This is a genomic window from Halobacterium noricense, assembly GCF_021233435.1.
GTDB classification, from domain to species: Archaea; Halobacteriota; Halobacteria; order Halobacteriales; family Halobacteriaceae; genus Halobacterium; species Halobacterium noricense.
On the sequence record NZ_CP089468.1, the window covers coordinates 2481630 to 2507491 of the forward strand.

The 25862-nt window shown below is 66.0% G+C and carries 28 protein-coding genes; 11 read left to right on the forward strand and 17 right to left on the reverse strand.

The window, feature by feature from the left end; translation table 11 throughout:
- The first annotated feature begins 40 nt into the window (after positions 1-40).
- Positions 41-589 carry a hypothetical protein gene (locus LT974_RS13320; protein ID WP_232588121.1) on the forward strand — a complete coding sequence of 183 codons (549 nt, stop codon included), beginning with the start codon at positions 41-43 and terminating at the stop codon, positions 587-589.
- Positions 590-776: 187 nt separating this feature from the next.
- Here the strand turns inward: LT974_RS13320 and LT974_RS13325 are convergent, their stop codons facing one another.
- Together LT974_RS13325 and LT974_RS13330 are read right to left on the reverse strand one after the other, a co-directional pair.
- The gene (locus tag LT974_RS13325; protein WP_230888011.1) at positions 777-1148 is read right to left on the reverse strand and encodes a DUF5811 family protein; all 372 of its coding nucleotides are present in this window, start codon (positions 1146-1148) and stop codon (positions 777-779) included.
- A 68-nt stretch (positions 1149-1216) separates the two neighbouring features.
- On the reverse strand, positions 1217-1690 hold the full coding sequence (locus LT974_RS13330; RefSeq protein ID WP_232588122.1) for a pyruvoyl-dependent arginine decarboxylase: 474 nt from the start codon (positions 1688-1690) through the stop codon (positions 1217-1219).
- Positions 1691-1914: 224 nt separating this feature from the next.
- Between LT974_RS13330 and LT974_RS13335 the strand changes: the two genes are divergently transcribed.
- The gene (locus tag LT974_RS13335; protein ID WP_232588123.1) at positions 1915-2595 is read left to right on the forward strand and encodes an IS6 family transposase; all 681 of its coding nucleotides are present in this window, start codon (positions 1915-1917) and stop codon (positions 2593-2595) included.
- Positions 2596-2757: 162 nt separating this feature from the next.
- On the opposite strand, the gene LT974_RS13340 is transcribed toward LT974_RS13335, so the two are convergent.
- Both LT974_RS13340 and pan2 read right to left on the reverse strand, forming a co-directional pair.
- Positions 2758-3276, reverse strand: a complete 519-nt coding sequence (locus LT974_RS13340) for a hypothetical protein (protein ID WP_232588124.1) — start codon at positions 3274-3276, stop codon at positions 2758-2760.
- A gap of 139 nt (positions 3277-3415) precedes the next feature.
- On the reverse strand, positions 3416-4648 hold the full coding sequence (pan2, locus tag LT974_RS13345; protein ID WP_232588125.1) for a proteasome-activating nucleotidase Pan2: 1233 nt from the start codon (positions 4646-4648) through the stop codon (positions 3416-3418).
- 105 nt (positions 4649-4753) lie between these two features.
- Here pan2 and LT974_RS13350 point away from each other — a divergent pair, with 105 nt between their 5' ends.
- Entirely contained in the window at positions 4754-5389 is a 636-nt protein-coding gene (locus LT974_RS13350; RefSeq protein WP_232588126.1) for an IS6 family transposase, read from the forward strand.
- 44 nt (positions 5390-5433) lie between these two features.
- Here the strand turns inward: LT974_RS13350 and pepF are convergent, their stop codons facing one another.
- From pepF to LT974_RS13385, 7 genes are all read right to left on the reverse strand, one after another.
- A complete protein-coding gene (pepF, locus tag LT974_RS13355; RefSeq protein WP_232588127.1) occupies positions 5434-7230 on the reverse strand; it encodes an oligoendopeptidase F in 1797 nt (598 codons plus the stop codon).
- A gap of 78 nt (positions 7231-7308) precedes the next feature.
- A complete protein-coding gene (gene truA, locus LT974_RS13360; RefSeq protein WP_232588128.1) occupies positions 7309-8103 on the reverse strand; it encodes a tRNA pseudouridine(38-40) synthase TruA in 795 nt (264 codons plus the stop codon).
- A 3-nt stretch (positions 8104-8106) separates the two neighbouring features.
- Positions 8107-9405, reverse strand: a complete 1299-nt coding sequence (gene hisS, locus LT974_RS13365; protein ID WP_232588129.1) for a histidine--tRNA ligase — start codon at positions 9403-9405, stop codon at positions 8107-8109.
- A gap of 50 nt (positions 9406-9455) precedes the next feature.
- Positions 9456-10331, reverse strand: coding sequence for a DMT family transporter (locus LT974_RS13370; RefSeq protein WP_232588130.1), 876 nt, complete (start codon positions 10329-10331; stop codon positions 9456-9458).
- 57 nt (positions 10332-10388) lie between these two features.
- Positions 10389-10982 carry a DUF7411 family protein gene (locus tag LT974_RS13375; protein WP_232588131.1) on the reverse strand — a complete coding sequence of 198 codons (594 nt, stop codon included), beginning with the start codon at positions 10980-10982 and terminating at the stop codon, positions 10389-10391.
- 3 nt (positions 10983-10985) lie between these two features.
- Positions 10986-11345, reverse strand: a complete 360-nt coding sequence (locus tag LT974_RS13380) for a DNA-binding protein (RefSeq protein WP_232588132.1) — start codon at positions 11343-11345, stop codon at positions 10986-10988.
- Between the two features lie 96 nt (positions 11346-11441).
- Complete coding sequence (locus tag LT974_RS13385; RefSeq protein WP_232588133.1) at positions 11442-11897, reverse strand: 30S ribosomal protein S19e; 456 nt, start codon at positions 11895-11897, stop codon at positions 11442-11444.
- A 140-nt stretch (positions 11898-12037) separates the two neighbouring features.
- Between LT974_RS13385 and thiL the strand changes: the two genes are divergently transcribed.
- On the forward strand, positions 12038-12898 hold the full coding sequence (thiL, locus tag LT974_RS13390; protein WP_232588134.1) for a thiamine-phosphate kinase: 861 nt from the start codon (positions 12038-12040) through the stop codon (positions 12896-12898).
- Here the strand turns inward: thiL and LT974_RS13395 are convergent.
- The 4 genes from LT974_RS13395 to LT974_RS13410 form a co-directional block, all read right to left on the reverse strand.
- Positions 12895-14010: a site-2 protease family protein gene (locus LT974_RS13395; protein WP_232588135.1), complete on the reverse strand. Its 1116-nt coding sequence runs from the start codon at positions 14008-14010 to the stop codon at positions 12895-12897. The two genes, thiL and LT974_RS13395, sit on opposite strands and share 4 nt — an antisense overlap.
- Before the next feature lie 124 nt (positions 14011-14134).
- On the reverse strand, positions 14135-14389 hold the full coding sequence (locus LT974_RS13400) for a DUF7123 family protein (RefSeq protein WP_230888023.1): 255 nt from the start codon (positions 14387-14389) through the stop codon (positions 14135-14137).
- A 272-nt stretch (positions 14390-14661) separates the two neighbouring features.
- The gene (locus tag LT974_RS13405) at positions 14662-15423 is read right to left on the reverse strand and encodes a molybdopterin synthase (RefSeq protein ID WP_232588136.1); all 762 of its coding nucleotides are present in this window, start codon (positions 15421-15423) and stop codon (positions 14662-14664) included.
- Between the two features lie 41 nt (positions 15424-15464).
- A complete protein-coding gene (locus tag LT974_RS13410) occupies positions 15465-15731 on the reverse strand; it encodes a hypothetical protein (RefSeq protein WP_232588137.1) in 267 nt (88 codons plus the stop codon).
- 103 nt (positions 15732-15834) lie between these two features.
- Between LT974_RS13410 and pyrH the strand changes: the two genes are divergently transcribed.
- Genes pyrH through LT974_RS13425 form a run of 3 tightly spaced genes read left to right on the forward strand, consistent with a single transcriptional unit; the run spans position 15835 to position 20050 of the window.
- The gene (gene pyrH, locus LT974_RS13415; RefSeq protein WP_232588138.1) at positions 15835-16560 is read left to right on the forward strand and encodes a UMP kinase; all 726 of its coding nucleotides are present in this window, start codon (positions 15835-15837) and stop codon (positions 16558-16560) included.
- 1 nt (position 16561) lies between these two features.
- Complete coding sequence (gene lysS, locus LT974_RS13420) at positions 16562-18208, forward strand: lysine--tRNA ligase (RefSeq protein WP_232588139.1); 1647 nt, start codon at positions 16562-16564, stop codon at positions 18206-18208.
- A 51-nt stretch (positions 18209-18259) separates the two neighbouring features.
- On the forward strand, positions 18260-20050 hold the full coding sequence (locus LT974_RS13425; protein WP_232588140.1) for a site-2 protease family protein: 1791 nt from the start codon (positions 18260-18262) through the stop codon (positions 20048-20050).
- A 15-nt stretch (positions 20051-20065) separates the two neighbouring features.
- On the opposite strand, the gene LT974_RS13430 is transcribed toward LT974_RS13425, so the two are convergent.
- Positions 20066-20587 carry a PadR family transcriptional regulator gene (locus LT974_RS13430; RefSeq protein WP_230888029.1) on the reverse strand — a complete coding sequence of 174 codons (522 nt, stop codon included), beginning with the start codon at positions 20585-20587 and terminating at the stop codon, positions 20066-20068.
- A 322-nt stretch (positions 20588-20909) separates the two neighbouring features.
- Here LT974_RS13430 and LT974_RS13435 point away from each other — a divergent pair, with 322 nt between their 5' ends.
- The gene (locus LT974_RS13435; RefSeq protein WP_232588141.1) at positions 20910-22526 is read left to right on the forward strand and encodes a heme-binding protein; all 1617 of its coding nucleotides are present in this window, start codon (positions 20910-20912) and stop codon (positions 22524-22526) included.
- A 138-nt stretch (positions 22527-22664) separates the two neighbouring features.
- Here the strand turns inward: LT974_RS13435 and LT974_RS13440 are convergent, their stop codons facing one another.
- A complete protein-coding gene (locus LT974_RS13440) occupies positions 22665-23723 on the reverse strand; it encodes an aldo/keto reductase (protein ID WP_232588142.1) in 1059 nt (352 codons plus the stop codon).
- Positions 23724-23886: 163 nt separating this feature from the next.
- Between LT974_RS13440 and LT974_RS13445 the strand changes: the two genes are divergently transcribed.
- The 3 genes from LT974_RS13445 (at position 23887) to LT974_RS13455 (ending at position 25831) form a co-directional block, all read left to right on the forward strand.
- A complete protein-coding gene (locus LT974_RS13445) occupies positions 23887-24798 on the forward strand; it encodes an acyltransferase (protein WP_232588143.1) in 912 nt (303 codons plus the stop codon).
- An 80-nt stretch (positions 24799-24878) separates the two neighbouring features.
- The gene (locus LT974_RS13450) at positions 24879-25124 is read left to right on the forward strand and encodes a DUF7577 domain-containing protein (protein WP_232588144.1); all 246 of its coding nucleotides are present in this window, start codon (positions 24879-24881) and stop codon (positions 25122-25124) included.
- Positions 25121-25831, forward strand: coding sequence for an Nmad3 family putative nucleotide modification protein (locus tag LT974_RS13455; protein ID WP_232588145.1), 711 nt, complete (start codon positions 25121-25123; stop codon positions 25829-25831). Before LT974_RS13450 ends, LT974_RS13455 begins: the two co-directional genes overlap by 4 nt.
- Positions 25832-25862 lie beyond the last annotated feature (31 nt).

Consider the following 25862-nt stretch of genomic DNA (forward strand, 5'->3'; position numbering starts at 1 on the left):
AGTCCTAACTGTTAGGTAGGTATAGCGTTGTTGTGAGAATATGAACAGGCGAACCTACCTTGCTTCTGTTAGTGTCGGTACTGCATCGTTGCTCGCTGGCTGCTCTAGTAGTGGAGACAGTAACGAGACCACTACGAGCCTAACTACTACAGAACAAACAACGACTACGCAGACAACAACTACTGCGCCCGCAGAACACGAATATGCACCTGACCCGTGGAAGAACCTCGAAGCAGACCGAGGAGAGACTTCAACGACAATAACAGGGCAAGCAACCCTCGGAGCAGGACAGTACGCTATACGGCAAGCCCAGTTTAATCAACCGCTAAATGTGGAAGTTAGCGTTACCGTTCAAGACGGCAGTGCTATCGATATTTTTGGAATGAGTCCAGACGAATTTGACCGCTTCAGGGACCGTGAAAGCCCAGTCTACTATGACGGTTTTTACGAGACGGAAGTATCAGATACGACGATAACAGGGTCGATGCCAGCAGGAGACCATCGCCTCGTTTTCGATAACTCTCCTGTGTTTGGTTCTGAGCCGAGCGGGGAGGTTACGTTTGATTTCGAGACAGTGATTAGCGCCTGAGTATCTGCCTTAGGTCTCGTTCATGGTCCCGGTACGACGCCGTGCTTGCTGCGATACCGCTGGCGTTCGCTATCGCGTTCGTCTTCAAGGCGGCCGTCTAGGCGTCGCGCGTCGAGAGCGCGGCGTTCGGCTCGCTGGGTGCGGTACCGATGACGGCGTACGCGCTGTTTCTGGTCCCGCCGGAGAACTAGCGTGCGGTCTGCGGAACGTCGTCGCCGAGCGCGTGCTTCACCTGGAGGGCGGCGCTGGCGGCGAGGCCGCGCGCGACCTCCTCGCGGTCGTCGTCCGGAATCAGGTCGTCGTCGGCGACGCCGTCGAACTCGGGGGTGAACCCGGCGCTGACGGGGTTGCCGGCGGGCGGTCGAACGGCGACGGTGACCTGGATGCCGTTCGAACCCGAGCTAATCTCGGAGCCGACGACGTACTCGTCGGGCAGGAAGTCCCGCGTGCGAGCGGTAATCTGGGAGATGCTGTCCTGGAGCGCGCGCCGTTGCGTCCCCGTGAGGTCGGGTTCGGGTTCCGACGGCTCGGCACCACTGTACGGCGTGTTCCCGTGCATTCGCTGTTAGTAGGGTACCCCCACGTAAAGGCCTTTTAGTTTGGGTGGTATTCACACAGTCCGGCCGCTCAAATAATTGGTTCGCTGTCACCATACGCGGCGACCACGACCGCCGCCGCGTACTCGCCGGCGTCGGCTTCGGTGCTGGTCGTACGCACCGTCGCGTCGTCGAACGACCAGTCGCGGAGGTCCATGCCCGCGTCGATGCCGGTGCGCACGCGCGCCTCGACGTCCGCGGCGTCCGTGTCGCCGGCGACCTCGTAGAACAAGCCCGGGCCCTCGTCGCTTTTCGCCCACGCGAGCGCGGCGCTGACGTGGCGCGGCCCGGCGGCGTTGGCGTGCGCCTCCACGACCGTCAAGCGGTTCCCGGCGGGGCCGAGGTCCGGCGCGGTCCCCACAGCTTCGACGTCGGTGTCCGCGGGAATCACCGACGACACCGTGACGAGATTGTAGTTGTGGACGCCCGCGTCCGCGAGCGCGGCGTCGTAAGCCGCCATCTCCGTGGGCGCGGTGCCCGTCCCCCAGACGACGCTGATGGTCATACGAATGCGTCAGAGCGCGCGATACAAGAGGAGTGCGCTCCGGCGGAGAGCGCGCGGCCTTCAAATCCGATTACATAATTTATTGGAAATTACAGCAGATTCAGTGAAGTTATACTGAACTCACCACGGCGAGCTATCATAACAAATCTTGAGAATGTACAATCAACCGGCACTGTCTAGTTAAGCCAGTTTGAGAAGTGAGCAGGTCGTTGGGTGAGTTTGGGATGAAGCTCGCAAACCTGCTCAGTGAGTGCTTTGGGGCGGATTTAGAAGAAACTTGGGAGCGTGAGCGGACAGCAACGCCCGTCAGGGCGTTTGCTGTCCGCCTTCACGCGACTGGTTGTTCGCTCAGAGAGACAACAACGATTCTCGCGGAATTAGGTGTTGAACGCTCTCATCAAGCCGTTTGGCAGTGGGTACATCGGCTGGCTGACAGCGTTTCCGACCCGCCGACGGCTTCGCCGTCGCGGGTCGCGGTTGACGAAACTGCTGTCAAAATTAACGGTGAGTGGTCTTGGTTGTACGCTGCAATAGACCTTGACACGAAACTCATTCTTGACGTTGCGTTGTTCGGACGCCATGGCACGGATCCGGCGGCTGCGTTCCTGTCTGGACTGGCGGAGAAACACGATCTCTCAGACACCACGTTTCTCGTCGACCAGTTCGGCTACCGGACTGCCCTTGCTCGGCTAGAGCTGAACGGTCGGGTTGACTACACCGACCGAAACCTCATCGAAAAATGGTTTCACACCCTCAAAATGCGACTCGACCGTTTCCATAACTCGTGGGTGGGCAGTCGGCGGAGCGTTCGCCAGTGGCTTGCGCCATTTGCACATTACTACAACCACCTCAGGCCGCACCAATCGCTCGATGATCGAACACCAGCCGGCGAGGTCCTAAACTAGACAGTGCCGCTTGAGTAGTCGCTTCCTTGGTATAGGATTTCGTATGCCATTCCAAACTTCACAATTAACCCCTTATTATTAAATATTTTTAACAGAAATGTACAATATGTTCAATCATTTAGGAGGAGAGTTTTTTTTTTTAATTAGGAGAGGTTAGATATATTACCTATGAAGAGTGAAGGTAGAGTGAATATATGCAAGGAGAAACCCGGGAACCATTGCTATCGTATGCGCTATAAGTCGGAAAAGGAAATTCCCGCCAACGTAGATCGAAGATCCAACAGAAACCGCGAGAAATAGACCACCGGAAATCTTTCTTAACCGATCTGAACCACAGCCAAATGCCCCTCCCGTTGCAGCTGGGATGGTTCCTAAACCAATAACAAAAAATATCATCTCTTCATCCAGCAATTTTAGGGAGAATTCAGTAAATCCTAAAGCCGCACTAGTAAATATCAGAGTTACAGTTCCGACTGCTCCGAGAACGGATGTTGAACGGAGCTTACCAGTGATAGCCACGAAAATTGCTTCTCCGAATAGTATAGATAGGAATATAATTAGTAGCCAGTGCCCCGTAGATGGAAGGCTATCCGGTGACCCATTCCCATTTACAGCCCCGAGGATGAATATCCCGTATATAACTACAACCGCGATTAGTACTGATATAATCCGACGGAGCATGTTACATGCGTTATCATCTTTAAGTATAAGTTTTCTGGGAGTGAATAATTCTATGCGGCCTCGTAATTGACTATCTCAGAGACAGAGCTGCTCGTTTTATAATGGAAACTACCGGAGAAATAAGGGCAGAGTCCTGTGGTTACCGGATGTAGCTCGGGTAGTTCGGGCCGACATCGTCCTCGCCCTCGGCAACGAGCTTCTCGTAGGCCGCGTCGAAGTCCTCGCGGCGGACCTCGTCGCGGTCGTCCCGAATCGCGAACATCCCCGCTTCCGTGGCGAGGCTCGCGAGCTGTGCGCCGGAGAAGCCCTCGGTCTCCCGCGCGAGATCCGCGAACGCCACGTCGTCGGCGACGTTCATGTCGCCCGCGTGGATTTCGAGAATGCGCTCGCGGGCCTCCTCGGTCGGGTTCGGCACTTCGATGAGGCGGTCGAAGCGACCGGGACGGAGAATCGCGGAGTCCAGCATGTCGAAGCGGTTGGTGGCGGCGATGATGCGGACGTCGCCGCGCTCGTCGAAGCCGTCCATCTCGCTGAGCAGCTGCATCATCGTGCGCTGGACCTCGGCGTCGCCGCTGGTCTTCGAGTCCGTGCGCTTGGCGGCGACGGCGTCGATCTCGTCGATGAAGATGATGGCGGGCTCCTTCTGATCGGCGAGCTCGAAGAGGTCCCGGACGAGCCGCGAGCCCTCACCGATGAACTTCCGGACGAGCTCGCTGCCGGCCATCTTGATGAACGTCGCGTCCGTCTGGTTCGCGACGGCCTTCGCGAGCATCGTCTTCCCGGTGCCCGGCGGGCCGTGCAGGAGCACGCCGCTCGGCGGCTCCACGCCGACCTTCTCGAACTTCTCGGGGTTGACGAGCGGGTCCTCGACGGCCTCCCGGACCTCGCGGAGCTGCTCGTCGAGGCCGCCGATGTCGTCGTACTCGACGGTCGGCGACTCGTCGACTTCCATCGCCTGCGCGCGGGCGTCCGTCTCGTCGTCGAGGACGCGCTGCACGCTGAACGAGTCGTTGATGGCGACGCGGTCGCCCACTTCGAGTTCGTCGGCGAGCCGCGGGGACAGCTCCGTGAGGACTTCCTGGTTGTTGCCGTGCTGCTTGATGACGGCGCTGCCGTCCTCGGGCAGGTCCTCGACGGTGGCGAGGTACAGCGACGCGGTTTTGAGCGTCTCGTTCTCCCGCTGGAGGCGGTCGACCTCCTCGCGGAGCTCTTCGCGACGCGACTCGACGTCCTCCAGCTGGGACTGCAGCTGCTCGTGGATGTCGAGAATCTCTCCGTAGTGGTCTTGGAGCGCGTCGAAGTGTTCGTCCGGCGACGACTCGGGGTCGACGTCGAGCGTCGGCCGGTCAGGTAGTGAAGGACTACGCGACATTCGTTGGTGGTTGTAGGGGCCGCGCGTAGAAGTTCCTTTGGGTAGGCGGAACGGCGGTGTTCAGATAAGGATTGAAAGATGAGGCGGAGCGTTTTCTGAGTGTCTATGCCCGAAAACGCTCGCCTCAACGGGAATATCGACCAGATCGACTTAGAGTTTGTTGAACGAGAAGCGACACCGCAGCTGCTGATGAAGCTCAGTATTCAGCTCCATCTTGCTGGACTCTCACTTTCGAATACTGTCTCAATTCTTGAGCTATTCGGTGTCAATCGAGCTCGATCCACCGTTCATAATTGGGTGCACAAGGCCGACCTACAGCCCGAGTCTGGACGGAATCCGGATCACGTCGCGGTTGACGAAACCGTGATCCGACTCAATAACGAGCAATACTGGCTGTACGCCGCTGTCGATCCCGACACAAACAAATTACTCTATACAAAGCTTGAACCGACGCGTACGAACGTGATTGCTCGCTCGTTTTTCGCACAGCTCCGGGAGAAACACGACGTCGATGATGCCGTGTTTCTCGTTGATGGCGCACCCACGCTGAAAGACGCCTGCAACCGACACGGCCTCCGATTCCAGTATGAAAAACATGGGAATCGGAATGCTGTCGAACGTGTCTTTCGAGAGATAAAACGACGAACCTTATCGTTCTCAAACTGTTTCAGCAACGCCGAAGCAGATACCGCCGACGATTGGCTCAGATCCTTCAGCTTCGCATGGAATCAGCTTATCTGAACACTACCAGAGATAGATGATAGGCGGTCAAACCACAGGTATCGCTATTCTAGCAGTTCGACCGCCTCATCAAGGTGTTCTTCGTAAACATCGAGAGCGGTCTCGATGAACTTGGAGTTAGTTACGTCGACCCCGGCGTGGTCGAGGATATCGATGGGGTACTCACTGCCGCCCAGTTGCAGAGCCTCACGGTACTGGGTCGCAGCTTCATTACCACCTTCATTTAGGATCCGGTCAGCAATTGCAACTGCAGAGCTTATTCCAGTCGCATATTGATAAACATAAAAATTATAGTAGAAGTGCGGGATGCGCATCCACTCGCTGCGGATGTGGTCGTCGACGACGGCGTTCGCGTAGTAGGCTTCCTTGCGCTCGCCGTACACCTCGTCGACGCGGTCCGGCGTGAGCGCCTCGCCGTCCTCCGCGAGCGAGTGGAGACGGTGCTCGACGTCCGCGAACAGCGTCTGCCGGTACAGCGTCGAGCGGAACCGCTCCAGGTACTCGTTGAGGATGTGCTTGCGGAAGTGGTCGTCCTCGACGGTGTCCAGCAGGTGGTTGACGAGCAGCGCCTCGTTGACCGTGGAGGCGACTTCCGCCACGAAGATTTCGTAGTCCGAGTAGACGTAGGGCTGCTGTTCACTGGTGTACTGGCTGTGGAGGCTGTGCCCGAGTTCGTGGGCGAGCGTGAACATCGAGGAGATGTCGTCCTGGTAGTTCATCAGGATGAACGGCTGGGTGTCGTAGGTCCCCCCGGAGTACGCGCCCGAGCGCTTCCCGCGGTTCTCGTAGACGTCCACCCAGCGGGACTCTAACCCGTCGGCGACGCGGTTCTGGTAGTCCTCGCCGAGTGGCGCGACCGCCTCGACGACGCGCTGCTTGGCCTCCTCGTAGGGGACTTCGGGGCTCTCCGAATCCACGATTGGCATGTAGAGGTCCCACATCTGGACCTCGTCGACGTCGAGCGCCTCGCGCTTGAGGTCGACGTGGCGGTGGAGCTTGTCGAGGTTGTCGTCGACGGTCTCCACGAGGTTGTCGTACACCTCCGTGGGGATGTTCGCGCCGTCGAGGGCGGCCGCGCGGGCGGTGTCGTAGTTGCGCGCCTCCGCGAGCTTGACGTCCTTCTTGACCTGGTTCTTCATCGTCGCGCCGATGGTGTTGCGGACGTCGCCGATGGTCTCGAAAAAGGATTCGTGGACGGTCTGGCGGAACTCGCGGTCGGGGTTCTTCAGGAGCTTCGTGAAGTTCGCCTGCGAGATTTCGACGGCCTCGCCCTCGGGGTCCTCGACGGTCGGGAATTCGAGGTCCGCGTCCGTCAGCATGTTGTACGCGTCACTCGGCGCGCCGAGCACCTCGCCGAGGTCGCTGAGCAGTTCCTCAACCTCCGCCGAGCGCGTGTGCGGCTTCATGCGGAGGACGTCGTCGAAGTAGTGCTCGTAGGTCGCCAGTTCGGGCTCTTCTTCGACGAATTCCTGAAGTTCCTCGCGCGTGCAATCCTGCAGTTCCGGGCCGAAGAACGAGCTCGCGCTGGAGACGTCCGCCATCAGGCTGGACGCCCGCGCCCGCAGCGCCTGGTAGTGCTGGTCCCGCGTGTCCTCGTCCGAGCGCATGCGGGCGTACGCCGACACCTGCTCGGCTTCGCGGTGGATTTCGTCCCGGAGCTGGAGGGCTTCGAGGAGGGTCTCGCCGGACTCGGTGAGTCGCCCCTCGTAGGCTTCGAGGTCGTCGAGCCGCGACGCGACGTCCTCGTAGGCGGCTTCCCAGTCGTCGTCGGTCGCGTAGATGCTCTCCAAGTCCCACGTGTGTTTCTCGGACAGCTCGCTGCGTTCGGGAACGCTGCTCATGGCGTGTTCGTTCGGTGCAGGCCGGTTAAACGTTGATGAACGACGGGGCGATTGCCGGCGCTCGGCCGCGAACGTAACTCACAGGGAGTCGGCGACGTGACCGGCGACGCGCGCTCTCGCACGGCGTTCCTCGCGCAGGTCCGCGAACATCTCCCGAGTCGCGGCTGCAGCGGGCGGCTCGGCGTCGAAGTCGAGGTCGTAGTCGACATCGTGGAGCACCAACGGCCCCGCCGGCGCGGGCGGTACGCCCTCGGGTCCCTCGATTGGTTCGGCGGCGAGCAGCCGGTCGATGCGGTCGAAGTCGCCGCCGCCTGCGACCGCCTGCACGAGCGCGACGACGCGGCGCACGAGTTCGCGGCAGAATCCGCTCGCGCGCAGCCTCACCACCAAAAAGTCGCCTTCACGCTCGATGCCACCCGACACTTCGCGGACGGTGTTCGTGTCGTCGGGGGTGAGGTTGTGGAAGTCGTGCTCGCCGAGCAGCCGGTCGAGCGCGCGGCGCGCTCGCTTGTCGTCCTCGTCTCCAGCGAGCCAGAAGTACCGATACTCCCGCCAATTCGCGTCGTGAGTCGCATGAAAGTCCGCGGGCGCGTCGGCAGTCGCCCACGTGCGGAGCGGCCCGGAGAGTTCACTGTTCAGCCCGGACGGCGTCAGCCACGTGGGTGCGTCGAATGCGATGGTCTGCGCGCGCGCCGACACGCCGGCATCCGTGCGGCCGGCGGCGGCGTAGCCCGGTGGTTTCTCGCCCTCGAAGACGCCTAGGCGTCGGAGCGCGCCGAACAGTTCGCCCTCGACGGTCGTGACGTCGGGCTGGCGCTGGAACCCGTAGTAGGGGCGGCCGTCGTAGGCGACGCGGAACGCGCGACGGGGCATTCGTCAGGCGAAGTCCTGGTACCGAGGTTCGTCCCGGTCGCCGGGGAAGTCCTCGAAGGGCGCGGTGGTCTGGTCGCCGCTCGCCATGTCCTTGACGGTAACTTCGCCGTTCGCGAGGTCCTGCTCGCCGACGATGACGACGGTCGCCGCGCCGATGCTGTCGGCGTAGTTCATCTGCGCGCCGAAGCTCCGGTTGGCCACGTCGCTCTCGACGACGTGGCCGCGGGCGCGGAGGTCGCTGGCGACGCGCGCCGCCTCTGCCTCCGTGTCGCCGACCTGGAGCACGTAGTAGTCCGTCGCGAGGTCGCCCTCGGGGCGGACGCCAGCGCGCTCCAGCAGGAGGTTCAAGGGCGCGTGACCGGGCGCGACGCCGACCGCGGGCGTGGGCTGGCCGCCGAACGACTCGATGAGGTCGTCGTAGCGGCCGCCGCCGAACACGGAGCGCCCGATGTCGCCGGTGGCGTCGAAGCACTCGAAGACGACGCCGGTGTAGTAGTCGAGGCCCCGAGCTGTGGTCAGCGAGATGTCGCAGTACTCGCGGACGCCGAGGTTCTCGGCGGCGTCGAGGACCGCCTGGAGGTTCTGGACGGCGTCCGCGACGCGCTCGGTGCCGGCGAACTCGACGAGTGCGTCGAGGTCGTCGCCCGCAAGCAGGTCGTCGAACTGTTCGGCCTGGTCGTAGGAGAGGCCGGCGTCCGCGAGGCCGTCGAGGTACTCCGCCCGCTCGATTTTCTCGCGCTTGTCCACGACGCGGATGGCGTCCTCGGTGTCGACGTCGGCTTCGAAGGCGTTCAGCAGACCGCCGAGGATGTCGCGGTGGGAGACGCGGAACTCGAAGTCCTCGCCCGTGAGGCCGAGACTCGTCAGGCCGTCGGCGGCGACCGCCAGCACTTCGGCGTCCGCGCGCGGGTCGCTGGAGCCGAAGATGTCGACGTTCGTCTGGTAGAACTCCCGGAAGCGGCCCTGCTGGGGCTCCTCGTAGCGCCAGAACGCGCGCGTCGAGTACCACTTGATGGGCTTCGAGAGCTCCTGCTGTTTCGCGACGACCATGCGCGCGACCGTCGGCGTCAGTTCGGGCGTGAGCGCGACGTCGCGGCCGCCCTGGTCGGTGAACGAGTAGAGTTCGTCGACGATGCCCTCGCCGGACTTGTCGACGTACAGCTGCGTCGACTCCAGCGCGGGCGTCCCGATTTCCCGGAAGCCGTACCGGCGCGCCGCGTCCTCGACGGCGTCCATCGCCTCGCGGCGCGGCCCCATCTCCTCGGGGTAGAAGTCGCGGAATCCCTTGAGTCGGTCGTACATACCCCGTGGTTCGCCCGTGCCGCGCTTGAAAGCTTCCGTTCGCGGGGAGGCTACACGGCAATCAGACCGACGCCGACCACGGCGAGCACGGCAGCGCCGAGCCGCCGGCGCAAGCCGGGTTCGCCCAACAGTATGCAGCCGAGCAGGACGGCGACGATGGCCTGCCCGTTGACGAGCGTCGAGGCGATGCTGGCGGGTGCGCTAGCGAACGCGAGCGCGGTCACGTGCTCGGCGACTGCGACCCCAGCGCCGGTCACTGCGAACTTCCCGAGAAACGGCCGGATTCCGGTGACGGGCCAGCGACGGAGCGCGAGCGGCACGACCACGACGGCGACGCTCCCGAGATACACTGGCACCCAGAGCCGCGTCGGGAACGTGAACCCGTCGAGGACGACCCGGCGGCCGACGTCGCTGACGGCGAACAGCGCCGCCGAAACGAGCGCGAGTTGGGCGGCCCGGGAGTGGACGGCGCGCCGGAACGGTTCGAGGACGTCCCCGCCCTCGTAGTTGGCGAGGTAGACCGCGGTCGTGGCGACGACGATGCCGGCGACCGCCGTCGGTTCGAGGTACGCGCCGAGCACGAGCACCTCGATGGGCACGACGAACACCGGGACGATTTTCGCAATCGGCGCGACGTAGGAGACGTCGCCGACGGCCAGCGCCTGCACCGAGACGACGAACGCGAGCGCGCCGAACACGACGGTGCCGGCGAACACCGTAATCGACCACGCGTCCATCGGCGGGAACGCCGGCAGCCCGTTGCCGCCGGTCGCGACGGCGAACGGGAGGTACCATACGATGGCAGCGGCGTTGACGAACACCGTGAGGACGGCACCGTGTACGCCCACGAAGTATCGTTTCAGCGCGAAGAGATACACGCCCCACAGGCCCGCGGCGGCAAGCGCGTAGACTAACCCGGACTCCATTCACGCGAACGGAATCCGCGCCGAGAGAAGAGTGGTTCGATTGCGGACCGCCGACAGCTACTCGCGGAGGCCGTGGACGTACGTCTGGTCGTGGTCGGGGAACACCTCGCGGATAGCGTCCTCGCCGTGTTCCTCGCGGAGAATTGCGCGCAACTCGGCCTCGTAATCGGCGCGCGGAATCTCCTCGCTGGGGCCGACCTCGACGTCGAGTTCGGCGTCCACGAGGCGGTCGACGGCGCCGCGGCCGAAGCCGGCCAGCGGCGAGAGGTAGTCGACGCCGTGGCGGTCTTCGAGGCTCTGGGCTTGCGCCCGCGAGACCGTGGGCACGCGGTCGTCGCGGCGCGTGCCGTCGGCGACGGCGTCGAAGTCGAGGGCGGCGACGGCTTCCAGCGCTTCCTCGTGGACGTGCTGGATGCCGTTGCGCGGGTAGCCGTCCTCGCGCATGCGCTCGACGGCGTCTTTGGCGACTTCGCGGTCGAGTTCCAGCGCGCGGAACGCGAAGCCGGCGGCGTCGGCCGCCCGCTCGGCGTGCTCGTGCTCGTCAGTCACGCCGAAGTGCGCGGTGACGAGCGTGACGTCGTAGAACCGCTCGACGAGCAGCGCCGCCAGCGTGGAGTCCTTCCCGCCGCTGTAGAGCAAGCCCAGCCGCATCGCCTACCGGCGGTTGATGTTGAAGCTCTGGGAGTCGGGCTTGAGTTCGCGGAGCAGGTCTTTCATCTGCTCCTCGTCGATCTGGTCCTGGAGGCGACCGGACTGGGCGAGCGCGAGAATCTGCTGTTCGGCCTTCTCGGCGAACTCTGGCTTGCTCATCTTGATGGTGTTGAGGCGCTTGCGCGCGCCGTCGGTGAGGTGCTGTTTGAGCAGCGCCTGCTTCGGCTGTTCGGCCTGCTCACGCTGGGCCTGCTGGGCCGCGCCGGCGTCACCGCCGCCCTGCTGCTGTTTCTGCTGCTTGAGCTGTTCTTTCTTCTGCTGGCGCAGTTCTTCGAGCCGGTCGTCGTCCGGGCTTCCACTCATACGCGACAGTAGTCGGTGAATCCGGATAATTCTGACGCAACAGGGTGGTAGCGCCGTGGCTACGCGGGCAAGAACGGCGGAAAAGCGGCGGTAGCGTTACGCGTAGCGTTCGAGCTCGGGACGGTCGAGCGCTTCGATGACGTCGCCGGCCGTCTCGTCGAGGAGGCTGCGACCCTCGGCGGTGACGACGCGACCACGGTTGTGCTGCTGCTCGACGAGGTCCTCGTCTTCGAGCTGCTGGAGCGCGGTGCGGACGATGTTCCGGGAGCTGGACGTGCTGTCCGGCGGGGAGACGCCGTATCGGTTGGAGCCGTCGGTAGTGTCGCCGTAGGCCGTCGCGAGGCGCTTGACGCCGATGGGGCCTTCCATCGCGACCTTGCGGAGGATGCTGGCGGTGCGGCGCGCCCAGAAGTCTTCCTGCTCGGGGGGGAGTTCGCGGCCAACGCCGGTCTTTGCGAACTGCGCCCAGTCCGGTTCGTCGAGTCGGTCTTCGAGCTCGCTCGCGAGCTCGTCGACGAGCTCGTCAGCGGGAGCGTCGTAGAGGGTTGCCATTACGCGGAATTCACGTCGGATTCGTTTAAAGCCATCGTTAGGGACTCGTGCGGCGTCGTCGGGGCCTTCCAGTCGCCGACGGCGAGAGCGGGCGCGCACGCATCCGGGGCGTTTTAGGCCGCGACTGCGAACCCGGGGACATGAACGAACGGGCGGCCCTCGACGTGGTCGGTGGGCTCGTCGCGGGCGCCGGCGACGACGCCGCGGTCGTCGACGACACGGTGTTCACCATCGACATGCTCCACGAGACGACCGACTTTCCGGATGGCACGACCCGGTACACGGCGGGCTGGCGGTCGGTGGGCGCGTCGCTGTCGGACGTCGCCGCGATGGGCGCGGACGCGACGGCGGCGGTCGGCGTCTACGGCGCACCCGACTTCGACAGGAGCGAACTGCGCGCGTACGTCGAGGGCGCGCTGGACGTCTGCGAGGCGGTCGACGCGGAGTACGTCGGCGGCGACCTCGACGGCCACGACGAGTTCACGGTGGCGACGGCCGCCATCGGCCGCACCGACGACCCCGTCCTCCGGGACGGCGCGAGTCCGGGGGACATCCTCGTCGTGACGGGTGCACTGGGCCGGACCGCCGCAGCCATGCAGCAGTTCGACTCCCGAAATATCGAGCGGGCGAACGAGCTGTTCCGGTTCGAGCCGCGCGTCCGAGCGGGCCGTGTGCTCGCCGGGCACGCGACCGCGATGATGGACTCCAGCGACGGGCTCGCGCGCTCACTCCACCAGCTCGCGGAAGCCAGCGACTGCGGGTTCGCGGTGGACGGCGACGGCGTCCCGGTCGCCGACGAACTCCGCGGTGCCGTCGAGGACCCACTCGACACGGCCGTGACGTACGGCGAGGACTTCGAACTCGTGGCGACCGTACCCGAGAATGCGGTCGGAGCGGTGCGTGAGGCGGCGGACGTTCCAGTTTCGGTCGTCGGCGAGGTCACGGCGTCGGACGTGACGCTGGACGGCGAGCCGCTGGCGGACCGCGGCTGGACGCACTAGCCGACGATTTGGATGGGGACGGGCATGAAGCAGAGCGCGCCGAGGACGAACGTGAGCACACCGACGGCGACCCGGCGCCGGTCCAGCGACGCGTCGTCGACGGGGTCGACGCCGCCCGCGAACGTGATGACTGTCGCGATGATGCCCCAGACGATCCAGATGCCGGCGGTGTTGCCGGCGTCCGCGACGAGCCACTGGTAGCCCGCGAGCGCGAACAGCGCCGTCGGTACGAGGGGGGCGACGCGGTCGGCGTGCTCGCCGACCAGCGACCGGAGGACGTGGCCGCCGTCGAGTTGGCCGACCGGGATGAGGTTCAGGAACGTGACGAACATCCCGATCCAGCCGCCCATCACGACCGGGTTGATGGACTTCGCGGGGTCGCTGTAAGCGAGCGGCTCGCCGAGGACCGCGGCGATGGCCTGCAGTAGTGGTGGGTACGCGAACTGGACTTCGACGGCGTTCGCGGAGTTGACGAGTTCGGGTGGCACCGTGACGGGCGGCAGCGAGAGCCCGATGGCGGAGACGACGATGGCGGCGACGAGCCCGGCGAGCGGGCCGGCAGCGCCGATGTCGAAGAGGGCCTTCCGGGAGGGAATCCGGCCGCGCATGCGGATGACCGCGCCCATCGTCCCGAACAGCGACGGGAACGGGATGAAGTACGGGAGGGAGGCGTCGACGTCGTGGTAGCGGCTCATCGCGTAGTGGCCGAACTCGTGGACGGCGAGCACGCCGACAACCGCGAACGTGAACGGGAGCGCCTGCACGACCGCGGGCGAGAACGGGTCGACGTAGTACCAGCTCGCGCCGACGAACAGCGTCGACGCCAGCGTCGCGACGAACAGCGCGACGTTCGTCCACGGGATGCCGCCGTTGTCGGTGGCGGCGTCGTGGGGTTCCGCGACGAGAACGAGTTCGCCCGTGCGGCGCGCGAGCCGGACCTCGTAGCCGTGCTGGCGGAACGCCGGCCAGACGGTCTCCATGAGGGTCTCGCGGTCGGTCGCGGGGTCGCCGAAGTAGAGCACGCGGCCGTCGTCGCGGCGCACCTCGTAGACGTCGAAGACCGACGCGAACGAATCCGGGCTCGGAGCACCGTCGGGCGGCTGTGCCGACATCACCGGTGCTTACCGTTCCAGCGGTTTAAGGGCTGTCGGGAGACGCGCAGCTCCTGAGTTCGAAAAGCGGGACGCGAAGGGGGCTGCTGTTGTTCAGGGCGGGCGATGCGAGCGCGAGCGGCGATTACGCCGACTGCACGCGCCAGGTGGTGGCGCTCGTGTACGACCACTTCTCGACTTCGAGGTCGGTCGCGGACTTCGAGAGCTTCACCATGAGCGCGCCGATTTCCTTCGGGGAGAGGTCGACGTCGTCGGCGATGAACTTGCTCTTGAAGTACACCTCGCCGTCGGCGGCCTTCTCGCGGAGGTACGCCTTGAGCCGCGTCTCCTTGTCCTGCGGTTCGTCGGCGTCGGCGGAGGGGGATTGGGTTGCGCTCATCTTCGACTCAGCCTACTGGCTACGGGAGGTTATAAAGGGGTGAACGTTCGGGCAGATTCGGGCGATTTCAGCCGTAAATCGGATTTGGTGAACAATTTACGACCGTTCGAGAGTCGTTTAGATATTTTATAGCGGTTCTAGAGTGATTGTTTCCGGCCCTTATCTGTGTTATTAACGTCGGACGCACGGCGGTCAAAATCCGCCGTAGAACCGCGGTTGGGCGGCAGTATCGGCAGTGAAATCGTCGGCGCGCGGGAGAATGGTGGCCGCGACTACTGCTCGTGCTTCCAGAACTCGTCCTCGACGGTGACTTCCTTCTTGAAAATGGGGACCTCCTCCTTGAGCCGGTCGATGCCGTCCTCGACTGCCTCGAAGGCCTCGCCGCGGTGGCCGGCCAGCACCGCGACGAAGACGATGTCCTCGCCGGCTTCGATGCGGCCGACGCGGTGGTGGAGGCGGACGTCGAGGACGCCGTCGCGGACTTCCAGTTCTTCGCGGATGGTCGCGGTGCGCTCGGCGGCGACGGCGGCGTACTTCTCGAAGGTCAGCGACTCCGTCCACTCGTTGTCCTCGTCTTCGAGCGCGCGGACGCGACCCGTGAACGTCGCGATGGCACCCGAGTAGTCGGCGCGCGGCGACCGCTTCAGTTCTGCCACCAGCGAGGCCAGCGTCTCGAACGGATCGGCGGCCTCGACGGCTCCGACGGCGGCATCAATGTCCGGATTCTCGGCGTCCACCCGAAGCGCAGGGTCCTCGACGGCGGCGTCGTCGACGGTAATCTGGGGGACGCGCGCGTCCGGGAAGCCGACGAGCAGCGCGTAGTCGTGGTCCTGCGCGAGGTCGTCGAGCACGTCGTCGGCGGAGCGGTCGCCGCCAGCGCCCGTCCATCCGTCGCCGACGGTGTACGTGGTTCGATTTGGAGTGTCGGGGTCGCCGGCGCGAACGATACCGACGCGGCCGCGTTCGGCGAGCCGGTCGGCGAGGCGGTCCGCGACGCCGTCGGCGCCGTCGCCGACGATGCCGTGTAGTTGCATACTCGCACGTGGGGGTGCTCGCGGCTTGTAGGTGTCGCCAGCTACCGCGCCCGCCACCACCGCCAGCCGAGCCACAGGCCCACGAAGAGGAAGACGATTGCGACCACGTTGAGCACGTCGTCGTAGGGCGACGAGAGCAGGTCGCCAATCTGGAGCAGTGAGTACGCCAGCCAGAGGAGCGCGGCGGACGTCAGCACGAGCGCGCGGGTCGGCGGCAGCGAGCCGAACTGGTACCGCCACGCCACCCCGAACAGCACGAGCAACCACGCGAGAGTCAGGAGGACGGCCGGGTCGGTGACCGCGACCATACCGGGATGACGAGCGGCGACCGGATAACTGTTCGTCGCGTTCGCAGCCGCTGCTCGGGAGTTGACAACCCTTAAGGACGCAACAGGGCTATCACGGTGTAGTATGCGTGTCGTTGTTTCTATCGGCGGAAGCGTCCTCGCGCCCGACCTCGCCCACGACCGGGTCGAGGAGCACGCCGCCGCCATCGAAGAACTCGCCGACGCCGGCTGCGAACTCGGAGCCGTCGTCGGCGGCGGGGGTGTCGCGCGGGAGTACATTACGACGGCGCGGGAGCTCGGCGCGAACGAGATCGAGCTCGACGACATCGGCGTCGACGTCACGCGCCTGAACGCCCGCCTACTCATCGCGGCCCTCGACGGCATGGCGGCACCGAGCCCCGCCGAGGACTACGAAAAGGCCGGAGAAGCGATTCGCCGCGGTGACGTCGCCGTGATGGGTGGTGTGGTCGCCGGCCAGACCACAGACGCCGTCAGCGCGGCGCTCGCGGAGTACACGGACGCCGACCTGCTGCTGTACGCGACCAGCGTCCCCGGCGTGTTCAGCGCGGACCCCAACGAGGAGGCCGACGCCGAGCGCTTCGAGGAGATGACCGCGGGCGAACTCGTGGACATCATCGCGGACATCGAGATGAGCGCGGGGTCGTCGGCGCCCGTCGACCTGCTCGCCGCGAAACTCATCGAACGCTCGGGCGTGCGCACCATCGTCCTCGACGGCACCGACCCCTCCCGCATCGTGGACGCCGTGCTGTACGGCGAGCACGACGGGACGGACATCATCCCCGAGGGCACCGCCGACCAGATGACGTACTGGGCGGACAACGAGCGGTAACATGCATTCCGAAGACGACCCCTACATTCTCGGCGACGAACGCGGCTTCTGGGCCGACACCGCCGCCGACCGCGTCCTCGACCGCGACTCCGAGCAGCCAATTGTCATCAAGGGCGGCATCTCGCCGTCGGGCGTCCCCCACCTCGGGAACATGAACGAAATCGTCCGCGGCTACTTCGTCGCGGAAGTGCTGCGCGAGCGGGGCTACGACGTCCGCCAGATTTTCACGAGCGACGACCGCGACCCGCTCCGGAAGCTCCCGCGGAAGCTCGCGAACCTCGACGGCGACCTCGTCGACCTCGGGGACGTGAACGCGGGCGCGCTCGGGCAGAACCTCGGTGCCCCCTACACCGCGATTCCGGACCCGTTCGGCTGCTGTGCGTCGTACGGCGCGCACTTCTCGAATCTCATCGAGGAGTCCGCGGAGCTGCTGGGCATCGACGTGGAGATGGTGTCGAACACCGAACTGTACGAGGACGGCGACCTCGAAGCCGTCACGGAGTTCCTCCTCGAGAACCGGGAGACGGCCCGGGAGGTGCTCGGCGAGTACCAGGCGAAAGTCGACGCCGACTACGTGCCGTTCCGGCCCATCTGCGAGAACTGCGGGCACGTCACCGAGACCGACGCCATCACCGGCATCGACCTCGACGAGGGCGTCGTCGAGTACGAATGCAGTGATATCGAAGCCGGCGACCGCACCATCGAGGGCTGCGGGCACGAGGGCACCGCGAGTCTGCGCGACGGGAAGCTCCCGTGGCGCTTCGAGTGGCCCGCGCAGTGGCAGGTCTTGGGCGTCGACTTCGAGCCGTTCGGCAAGGACCACGCGGAGGGCTCGTGGCCCTCCGGGACCGACGTCGCGCGCAACGTCCTCGGCGACGAGCCACCGGTCCCGATGGTGTACGAGTGGTTCACGCTCGACGGCGAGCCGTTTTCCTCCTCGGAGGGCCACGTCGTCCTCGTGCAGGACGTGCTTCGCCTGCTGGAATCCGAGGTAGTCCGGTTCTTCTTCAGCAAGAACCCCCAGCGCGCCCGCGACTTCTCCGTCGAACGGCTCGACCAGCTCGTCGACGAGTTCGACCGCATGGAAGCCGTCTACTTCGGCGAAATCGACGCCGACGAGGACGAGCGCGAGCACGCCGAGCGCGTCTACCCGCTCATCGTGGACGACCCCCGCGAGGAGCGCATCCGCATCCCGTACACGTTCGCGGCCGTGCTCGGGATGACCGACGACCCCGCGCTCCGCGAGGAAATCGCGCGCCGCGAGGGCCACATCCCCGAGGACGCCCCCGACTGGGCAATCGAAGCCGCGCTCGATCGCGTCGAACGCGCCCGCGAGTGGGCTCGCCGCACGGACAACGAGTTCAACTACGACCTCAAGCGCACCGAGCTACCCGACCACGACTTCGACGACGCCACCGAAGCCGCCCTCGACGAGCTCGCGGCGTTCCTCGAAGCCGAGGACCCCGACGGGGACGAGCTCCAGGGCGAAATCTACGAGGCCGCCAAGCGCCACGACGTCGACATCGGCGCGTTCTTCTCGGCGGGCTACCGGCTGTTCTTCGACGAGGACCAGGGCCCGAAACTGGGGCCGTTCCTGGCGAAGCTCGACCGCCAGTTCGTGCTCGGGCGGCTCCGCCGGCGGCGCTGACCCCTTCGGATACCCAACGGCTTTTGCCGCGTGACCCCTGATTTCCCCGTAATGGATATCTGGACGGTCCTCGGCGTCGCCCTACTCGCGTACTGGGCCGGCGTGTCGTGGGCGAAGGCCCGCAACCTACTGCCGTCGTTCGCCTCCGCGACCGGACCGATTCTCACCCTCCACACGAAGCGCGGGAAGCGGCTGCTGGAGTGGGCCGCCACGCCCGAGCGGTTCTGGCGCGCGTGGGGGAACTTCGGGCTCGGCGTCGCGCTCGTCGTCGCCGCGGGCACGCTGTTCATGCTGATCACGTCGGCCGCGTCGACGCTCGCGAACCCGCCCGCGCCCTCCGCGGTGAACCAGCCGCGGAACGCGCTCGTCATCCCCGGCGTCAGCGACTTCATGCCGCCGTCCGTCGCCGCCGAGATCGTCGTCGGACTGTTCGTCGGGATGGTCGTCCACGAGTTCGGCCACGGGCTGCTCTGCCGCGTCGAAGGCATCGAAGTGGATTCGATGGGCGCGGTGCTGCTCGCGGTGCTCCCCATCGGCGCGTTCGTCCAGCCGGACGAGGAGAGCCAGCGCAACGCGGACCGCGGGTCGCAGGCGCGCATGTTCGCCGCGGGCGTGACGAACAACTTCCTCGTGGTCGTGGTCGCGTTCGCGCTGCTGTTCGGCCCGGTCGCGGGCGCGGTCGGCGTCGCAAGCGGCGGGCTCGTCGGCGACGTCTACGACGGCTCCGCGGCCGCGGCGGCCGGCGTCGGCGCGGGCGACCGCGTCACCGAAGTGGCCGGCACGCCGGTCGCGAACAACTCGGAGTTCCAGCAGGCGCTCCACGACGCCGAGAGCCGCGAAGTCACAGTGACGCTCGCGGGCGGCGAGCAGGTGCGCGTCGACCGCCACCTCCTCGTGACCGGGGTCGCCGCGGACTCGCCACTCGCCGACCTCGATACGGGGAGCGTCCTCACCGAAGTGAACGACACTGAGGTGTACACGCAAGCCGGCCTCGAAGCCGCCGTCCAGAACCGGACGGTCGCGACCTTCGAAACCGCCAACGGGACGAGCGTCACGGCACCAGCCGGCGCGTTCGTCACCATCGTCCCGAACGCGCCCGCAGACGAACACGGCCTGCCCGCCGAGGACGACGTCATCGTGACCCGGATGGGCGGCGAGCGCATCGCCACGGGGGGGAACATGCGGGACGCGCTTGCGGCGCGCGAACCCGGCGAGACGGTCACCGTCGAAGCGTACGTGAACGGAACTGTCGAATCCTACGAGGTCACGCTGGGCGAGCAGGACGACGGCTCCAGTTACTTCGGCGGCGTCATCGCCCCCGGCGTCAGCGGCCTCACCGCGTCCGGGTTCGGCGCACAGCTCTACCCCGCGGAGGCGTTCCTCACGCTGGTCTCCGGGAACGTCGACGGCACGGGACTGGGACTGCTGCTCGGCGGCGCTGCCAGCGGCCTCGTCGGCTTCCTCCAGGGCATCGCGGCGGCGCTGTTCCTCCCGCTGCTGAGCCTCATCGACCCCACGCTCGCGTTCAACTTCCCCGGGTTCGCGGGCGTGAACGAGAACTTCTACGTCGTCGACGGCGTCGTCCCGGATGCCGCCGTGTTCGTGTTCGCGAACGTCCTGCTGTGGACCGGGTGGATCAACCTCAACCTCGCGTTCTTCAACTGCATCCCCGCGTTCCCGCTGGACGGCGGCCACCTGCTCCGGACGGTCGCCGAAGCGGTCACCGCACGGCTCCCGATCAGCGACCGGCAGGCGGTCACCCGCGCAATCACCACGAGCATCGGGCTGACGATGCTCGCCAGCCTCGTAATCATGTTCTTCGGGCCGCAGTTGCTGAGCTAAAACAGGACCGGCCGGCTACTCCTCGAAGCCCATCCGCTCGGCGAACTCCTCGGGCGTGTCCTCGACGCGCTCGAACTCGTCGAAGTAGTACTCGTGGTGGCGGATGAGCTGCTCGGCGATCCACGCCGAGAACGCCTCGTCGAAGCGCCACCCGTCGCCCTCTTCGGGGTTGTCCACGGCGAAGCGCTCGTCGGTCGCCAACACCGCGAACACGTGGTAGAACCCCAGAATCACGTCCGTCACGTCGTCGGCCGTCTGGCCGACCTCCTCGCGCTTCTCCGCGAGCTTCTCGCGGCCCGCCTCCGTGATTTCGAAGTACTTCCGGTCGGGCTCGTCCTCGACCTCGATGCGCTCGGCGTACCCTTCCTCCTCGAACTTGTACAGAATCGGGTAGACCGACCCGTAGGAGGGCTCCCAGTGGCCGCCGCTGAGGTCCGTGATTTCCTTGAGAATCTCGTACCCGTAGCGGGGTTGTTCCTCCAGCAGTTCCAACACGAGATACGAGACGAGCCCTTTCGGCGGACCGCTCTTGCGCATTCACGCGGACGTTCCGCAGTTCGGCGGGAAAACGTTTCGGTCGCGGCTATCTGTCCCGTTTTCGGAGACTGACGCGGCGACCGGCTTCCTCAGCGTGTCCTCGAAAGCCCCGGCACGCTCGCTGCCTGCGACTCGCTGCGCGCTTCCCTCTCTCGCTGCGCTCGTTCGGTGCAGTGCTTGCATCGCCTCGGCTAGCGACCGCGCCGCCCCTTTCATTCCACCCGTCTGCTGGCTGGTCGGTTCTACACGAGACAGCAGGAGTGCCGACTGCTAACAGGACTGGTTAGGAAAACCCTTCTACGGCGAATCCGAACACCCGGGCATGGTAGACGCGCCGCAGACGGAGGAGGGCTGGTTCGCACTCCACGACTTCCGCACCGTGGACTGGGACGCGTGGCGGGACGCGCCCGAGCGCGACCGCGAGAGCGCACTGGCCGAAGCCGAGTCGTTCCTCGAACACCGCGAGGCGCTGGCCGGCGCGGACCAACGGCCCGCGGAAACGACGAGCGGCGAAGCCGCGAGCGACGCCGAAGCGGGCGACTCCGCGGTGTTCTCGATCACCGGCCACAAGGCCGACCTCCTGTTCGTCCACTTCCGGGAGACCCTGGACGAACTCGACCGCATCGAGCGCCAGTTCGAGAGGACGGCGTTCGCGGAGTACACCGAGCAGGCGCACTCCTACGTCTCGGTCACCGAGATTTCGGGGTACACGAGCCCCGAGTACTTCGAGGACCCCGAGAGCGTCGACGCGGGCCTCCGGAACTACATGGAGGGGAAGCTCACGCCCGAGATTCCCGAGGACACGTACGTCTCCTTCTACCCGATGAGCAAGCGCCGCCAGCCCGAGCAGAACTGGTACGACCTCCCGATGGAGGAGCGCGCGGAGCTCATGGCGGGCCACGGCGAAGTCGGCAAACAGTACGCGGGCAAAATCAGCCAAGTCATCGCGTCCTCCGTGGGCCTCGACGACTGGGAGTGGGGCGTGACGCTGTTCGCGGACGACCTCACGGACGTCAAGGACATCGTCTACGAGATGCGCTTCGACCCCGCGTCCTCGAGGTACGGCGAGTTCGGCGACTTCTACGTCGGCCGCCGCTTCCCGCCCGAAGACCTCGCGGCGTACATGGCCGGCGAGGAAGTCCCGACGCCCGAGGACGAAGGCCACGCGCACGCCCACGGCGAGAGCGAGCACGCGCACGGCGAAGGCGGCCACGGGCATGGCCACGGTGACAGTCACGACCACGGCGACGGCCCTGACCACGGTGACGCCGACGGCCACCACGACCACGGCGACGAAGAAGAGGAGAGCGAGGGCATCCGCGGCGAGCTCGAAGACCTCGACATCTACGCCGGCCAGCCCCACGGCGAGGACGTCTACGCGACGGTCCTCTACTCGGAGGCCGACACCGACGAACTGTTCGAGGAAGTCGAGGGCCTCCGGAGCAACTTCGACCACTACGACACGCACGTCAAGACCGCCGTCTACGAGGGCCGTAAGACGGATCGCGCCGCCGTCGTCTCCATCTGGGACACCGCCAGCGCCGCCGACACCGCCGCCGGCTTCCTCTCCGAGCTCCCCGACATCGTCTCCCGCGAGGGTCTACGACCCTCGGAACGAGCGAGCGGCGACGCCGCGAGCCGCGCCGGCGGGGAGTCCGGCTTCGGCACGATGGGGATGTTCTACGAGACCAAGCCCGAGCACACCGACGACTTCGTCGAGAAGTTCGACACCGTCGCCGACGTGCTCGCAGAGATGGAGGGCCACTTCGAGACCGACCTGATGGTGAACGTCGAAGACGAAGACGACATGTTCATCGCCAGCCAGTGGGCCTCCAAGGAGGACGCCATGGCGTTCTTCCGCAGCGACGACTTCGCCGACACCGTCGACTGGGGCCGCGACGTGCTCGCGGACCGCCCGCGACACGTCTTCCTCGCGTAAATTTTTGCGTCGGGGGTTCGCTCGCTCTGCTCGCGAACCCCGCTCGCAAAAAGTCACATAAAAAGGCCGCGCTCACTTCGTTCGCGCGGTGAAACGCCTCGCTTCGCTCGGCGTATGCTTCTCCGCGGTGGTTCGCTCTTAGTCAGCGGAGCCGATGAGCCCGGCTTCCTGCAGGTCTTCGCCGTCGACGCTCGTGCGGTAGTCCTCGTGGCTCATGCCGTCGAAGCGGTCGACGCCGAAGTTGTCCTCGTAGAGGTCCGCGACGCGCTCGCGCTCCTCGTCGCTGATGGCGGGCGTGTCGGGCGCGGCGACCCACTCGTCGATGTCGGCCTTCGAGCGGAACGTCGGCGTGACGGTCGCAACCTCGTCGAAGCTCAGGAGCCACTGGATGGCGGCCTGGCCCATCGTGCGCTCGCCGTTCCGCTCGAGGAAGCGGAGGGCGTCGACCTTCTCCCAGCCCGTCTCGTACCACTCCTCCGGGCGGAAGCCGCGGTGGTCGCCCTCGCCGAGTTCCGTGTCGGGGGTGACCTGCTCGTTCAGGAGGCCCGAGGAGTGCGGGACGCGCGGAATCAGGGACGTGGCGGCGTCCTGCTCGCGGACGTACTCCACGAAGTGGTTGTGGACGTCCTGTTCGAGCACGTTCCCGACGTACTGTACGGAGTCGAACGCCTCCTCGATTGCCTTCTCGCCCTCCGCGAGCCAGCCGATGGAGGGGCCGAGCGCGACGCCGATGGCGTCCGCGCGGCCGTCCTCGCGGAGCTCGTCCAGCAGCTCGAGGACGTCGGGCGTGAGTTCGGCGACGTCCGGGTTGTGGAGCTGGAGCACGTCGACGTGGTCCACGCCGAGGCGGTCCATGGACTTCTCGACGGCGTCGCGGAGGTAGTCGACGCTCATCTCCTTCGGGAGTTCACCGTGGCCCGCCTGCGGGTTGTTGTAGAAGTCGTAGCCGACCTTCGTCGCGACGGTCATCTCGTCGCCGTGCTCGGCCAGCACTTCCCCGAGCAGTTCCTCGCTGCGGCCGTGGCCGTAGACGTCGCCCGTGTCGAAGTACGTGATGCCCTGGTCGAGCGCGTACTCGACCATCTCGAGGGCGTCGTCCTCGTCGCGGTCGCCCCACCAGTCGGTGCCGATGACCCACGCGCCGAACCCGACTTCGCTGACCTCGACACCGGAGTTCCCGAGTTCGCGATGTTGCATACGCGCCAGTTGGGGAGACGCCCACTTAGCGGGTGCGGTTCCAGCGGGGTTCCCAGCGGGCGGAGTCGGCGTCGATACCGGCCCGCGAGCGGGTTCCGTGCCGATTCCGGGGCTTGCCGTCGGGACGGAAACCAATATCAGTGCCCGCGGCCGAGGTAGGGGTATGACCAAGCGCCACGTCTCCCTCCCGGACGACGCGGAGGCGACCCTCCGCGGGTTCGTCTCGGAGGTGGACGACCGACTCGCGACCGCGAGCGGGCCCGACGACCTCGCGGACGCCGTCACGGAGACGCTCGTGGACCTCCACGGCGCCCGCGACGCCTACGAGAGCTGGCAGAACGACGAGCACGTCTCGCCGACCGAGGCCGCGCGGCTGGCGAACTTCGACCCGCGCAACGCCACGCTCGAATCCGAGTACTACGCCGAGAAGGACGAGGACGCGTTCGCGCGCTCGAAGCCCCTGCAGTGGCTGTGGCGGCAGTTCGACAACACGCCGCTGGCGGACAACGTGGCGTTCGCGCTGCGCTTCCGCAGGATGCTCGCCGACCACCTCTTCGAGAGTATCGGCGACGGCGTCCGGCTGTTCAAGGGCATCTCGATGACGTACGGCCACAACATCGAGATGGGCGACAACGTCGTCGTCCACGACGACGTCCACCTCGACGACCGCGGCGAACTCACTGTCGGCGACCGCGCGAGTATCAGCGACGGCGTCCACATCTACACGCACGACCACGACGTCGTCGACCAGACCGTCGTCGAGAACTACCACACCATCGTCGGCGACGACGCCCGCGTCACGCAGGGCGCGCTCGTCCGCGCTGGCGTCCGCGTCGGCAAGAACGCCGTTGTCGGGTCGCGGGCGGTCGTCCAGAACGACATCCCCGACCACCACATCGCGGTCGGGATGCCCGCCAAGAGCATCAAAATCAAGCCCGGCTGGGAGTCCGAAGCCGAGCCGGTCGACGAGGCAGGCGAGAACCGCCAAGCGGAACGCCGCCTCGACTACGACCGCCCCGACGACCTCGATTCTTTCGACGAATTTCAGCGCGACCTGAACCCGCCGGACGCGTGAGAAAAGGGTCGGCTGAGTGAGTGCCACGGCCCGCACTGATGGGCGAAGGGCTGAATAGGCTCGCCGTGTTACGCCTACACATGGAATGGGGGTTGTTCGTGCTCGCGGTGCTGCTCGTGGCGGCGCTGCAGTTCGCCGTGTGGCGACGCCTCCAGAGTGAAGACGCCGGAACGCCGGGGGAGTCGGGCGTCGGCGACGGCGCTCGCTCGGGGAGCGGGCAGCCCTCGTCGGACGACGCCTCCAGCCTGCTGTGTCCGTCGTGTGGTGCCGAGAACGACGCGAGCTACCGCTTCTGCCGCGAGTGCGTCGCGCAACTGCATCCGTGACGCGGGCGGTCGCAATCAACGTCGCGGCGAACACGAACCAGCCGGGGTTCCGCGGGCCGCTGCGCGCGGACGGGTCGTTCGTCTACGTCCCGATTCCGGAGAGTGAGCCGACCAACGAGCCGACGCCGACGTATGCGGACCTCGACTTTCCCATCGAGATTCCCGACGACCTCCGCCAGACGCCGGTCCACCTCGACCCATCGTTCGCGGGGTACCCGTGCTGCGAGCGCTACACGTACGGCGACCCGCACGGCCTGAAAGCCCGCCCGCTGCTGGATCTCGACGCCGACGACCGCGTCTACTTCTACGCGACGCTCGACGCGCCAGCGGACCCAGCGGCGTGGATGGCCGACGACTGGGGGACCTACGTCATCGGCGAGTTCGTGCTCGCCCGCGACCCCGTGACGGGCGAGGCGTTCGAGGACCTGCCCGAGCGCGAACGTGCGGCGTTTGCGGGGAACGCCCACCTGAAACGCGACCCCTTCGACGCCGCCGTGCTGCTCGCTGGGTCCGACGACTCTCGACTCTACGACACCGCCGTCCCGCTGAGCGGCGCGCGCGGCGTCGACGCCAACCGCGCGGTCACCGAGTGGTCCAGCGACTCCGGGAACGGCCCGTGGTGGCGGCGGGCGCTCCGCTACGACGACGCCGCTCACGAGCGCCTCCGCGAGTGGGTGCAGCGGGAGTCGTACCCGCCGGTTCGCTGACGTTTACGTGGCTGGCCCGCCAACCCCCACA

Excerpts from the sequence above, each read along its gene's own strand:
- LT974_RS13335 (WP_232588123.1), top strand. The coding sequence starts at position 1,915 with ATGAAGCTCGCAAACCTGCTCAGTGAGTGCTTTGGGGCGGATTTAGAA.
- pyrH (WP_232588138.1), top strand. The coding sequence starts at position 15,835 with ATGCGTGTCGTTGTTTCTATCGGCGGAAGCGTCCTCGCGCCCGACCTC.
- thiL (WP_232588134.1), top strand. The coding sequence starts at position 12,038 with ATGAACGAACGGGCGGCCCTCGACGTGGTCGGTGGGCTCGTCGCGGGC.
- LT974_RS13330 (WP_232588122.1), bottom strand. The coding sequence starts at position 1,690 with ATGACCATCAGCGTCGTCTGGGGGACGGGCACCGCGCCCACGGAGATG.
- LT974_RS13375 (WP_232588131.1), bottom strand. The coding sequence starts at position 10,982 with ATGCGGCTGGGCTTGCTCTACAGCGGCGGGAAGGACTCCACGCTGGCG.
- LT974_RS13370 (WP_232588130.1), bottom strand. The coding sequence starts at position 10,331 with ATGGAGTCCGGGTTAGTCTACGCGCTTGCCGCCGCGGGCCTGTGGGGC.
- LT974_RS13320 (WP_232588121.1), top strand. The coding sequence starts at position 41 with ATGAACAGGCGAACCTACCTTGCTTCTGTTAGTGTCGGTACTGCATCG.
- LT974_RS13350 (WP_232588126.1), top strand. The coding sequence starts at position 4,754 with ATGCCCGAAAACGCTCGCCTCAACGGGAATATCGACCAGATCGACTTA.
- LT974_RS13380 (WP_232588132.1), bottom strand. The coding sequence starts at position 11,345 with ATGAGTGGAAGCCCGGACGACGACCGGCTCGAAGAACTGCGCCAGCAG.
- LT974_RS13430 (WP_230888029.1), bottom strand. The coding sequence starts at position 20,587 with ATGCGCAAGAGCGGTCCGCCGAAAGGGCTCGTCTCGTATCTCGTGTTG.
- LT974_RS13425 (WP_232588140.1), top strand. The coding sequence starts at position 18,260 with ATGGATATCTGGACGGTCCTCGGCGTCGCCCTACTCGCGTACTGGGCC.
- LT974_RS13400 (WP_230888023.1), bottom strand. The coding sequence starts at position 14,389 with ATGAGCGCAACCCAATCCCCCTCCGCCGACGCCGACGAACCGCAGGAC.
- LT974_RS13450 (WP_232588144.1), top strand. The coding sequence starts at position 24,879 with ATGGAATGGGGGTTGTTCGTGCTCGCGGTGCTGCTCGTGGCGGCGCTG.
- pepF (WP_232588127.1), bottom strand. The coding sequence starts at position 7,230 with ATGAGCAGCGTTCCCGAACGCAGCGAGCTGTCCGAGAAACACACGTGG.
- LT974_RS13395 (WP_232588135.1), bottom strand. The coding sequence starts at position 14,010 with ATGTCGGCACAGCCGCCCGACGGTGCTCCGAGCCCGGATTCGTTCGCG.
- hisS (WP_232588129.1), bottom strand. The coding sequence starts at position 9,405 with ATGTACGACCGACTCAAGGGATTCCGCGACTTCTACCCCGAGGAGATG.
- truA (WP_232588128.1), bottom strand. The coding sequence starts at position 8,103 with ATGCCCCGTCGCGCGTTCCGCGTCGCCTACGACGGCCGCCCCTACTAC.
- LT974_RS13440 (WP_232588142.1), bottom strand. The coding sequence starts at position 23,723 with ATGCAACATCGCGAACTCGGGAACTCCGGTGTCGAGGTCAGCGAAGTC.
- LT974_RS13325 (WP_230888011.1), bottom strand. The coding sequence starts at position 1,148 with ATGCACGGGAACACGCCGTACAGTGGTGCCGAGCCGTCGGAACCCGAA.
- LT974_RS13405 (WP_232588136.1), bottom strand. The coding sequence starts at position 15,423 with ATGCAACTACACGGCATCGTCGGCGACGGCGCCGACGGCGTCGCGGAC.
- LT974_RS13445 (WP_232588143.1), top strand. The coding sequence starts at position 23,887 with ATGACCAAGCGCCACGTCTCCCTCCCGGACGACGCGGAGGCGACCCTC.
- LT974_RS13410 (WP_232588137.1), bottom strand. The coding sequence starts at position 15,731 with ATGGTCGCGGTCACCGACCCGGCCGTCCTCCTGACTCTCGCGTGGTTG.
- pan2 (WP_232588125.1), bottom strand. The coding sequence starts at position 4,648 with ATGTCGCGTAGTCCTTCACTACCTGACCGGCCGACGCTCGACGTCGAC.
- LT974_RS13435 (WP_232588141.1), top strand. The coding sequence starts at position 20,910 with ATGGTAGACGCGCCGCAGACGGAGGAGGGCTGGTTCGCACTCCACGAC.
- LT974_RS13385 (WP_232588133.1), bottom strand. The coding sequence starts at position 11,897 with ATGGCAACCCTCTACGACGCTCCCGCTGACGAGCTCGTCGACGAGCTC.
- LT974_RS13340 (WP_232588124.1), bottom strand. The coding sequence starts at position 3,276 with ATGCTCCGTCGGATTATATCAGTACTAATCGCGGTTGTAGTTATATAC.
- lysS (WP_232588139.1), top strand. The coding sequence starts at position 16,562 with ATGCATTCCGAAGACGACCCCTACATTCTCGGCGACGAACGCGGCTTC.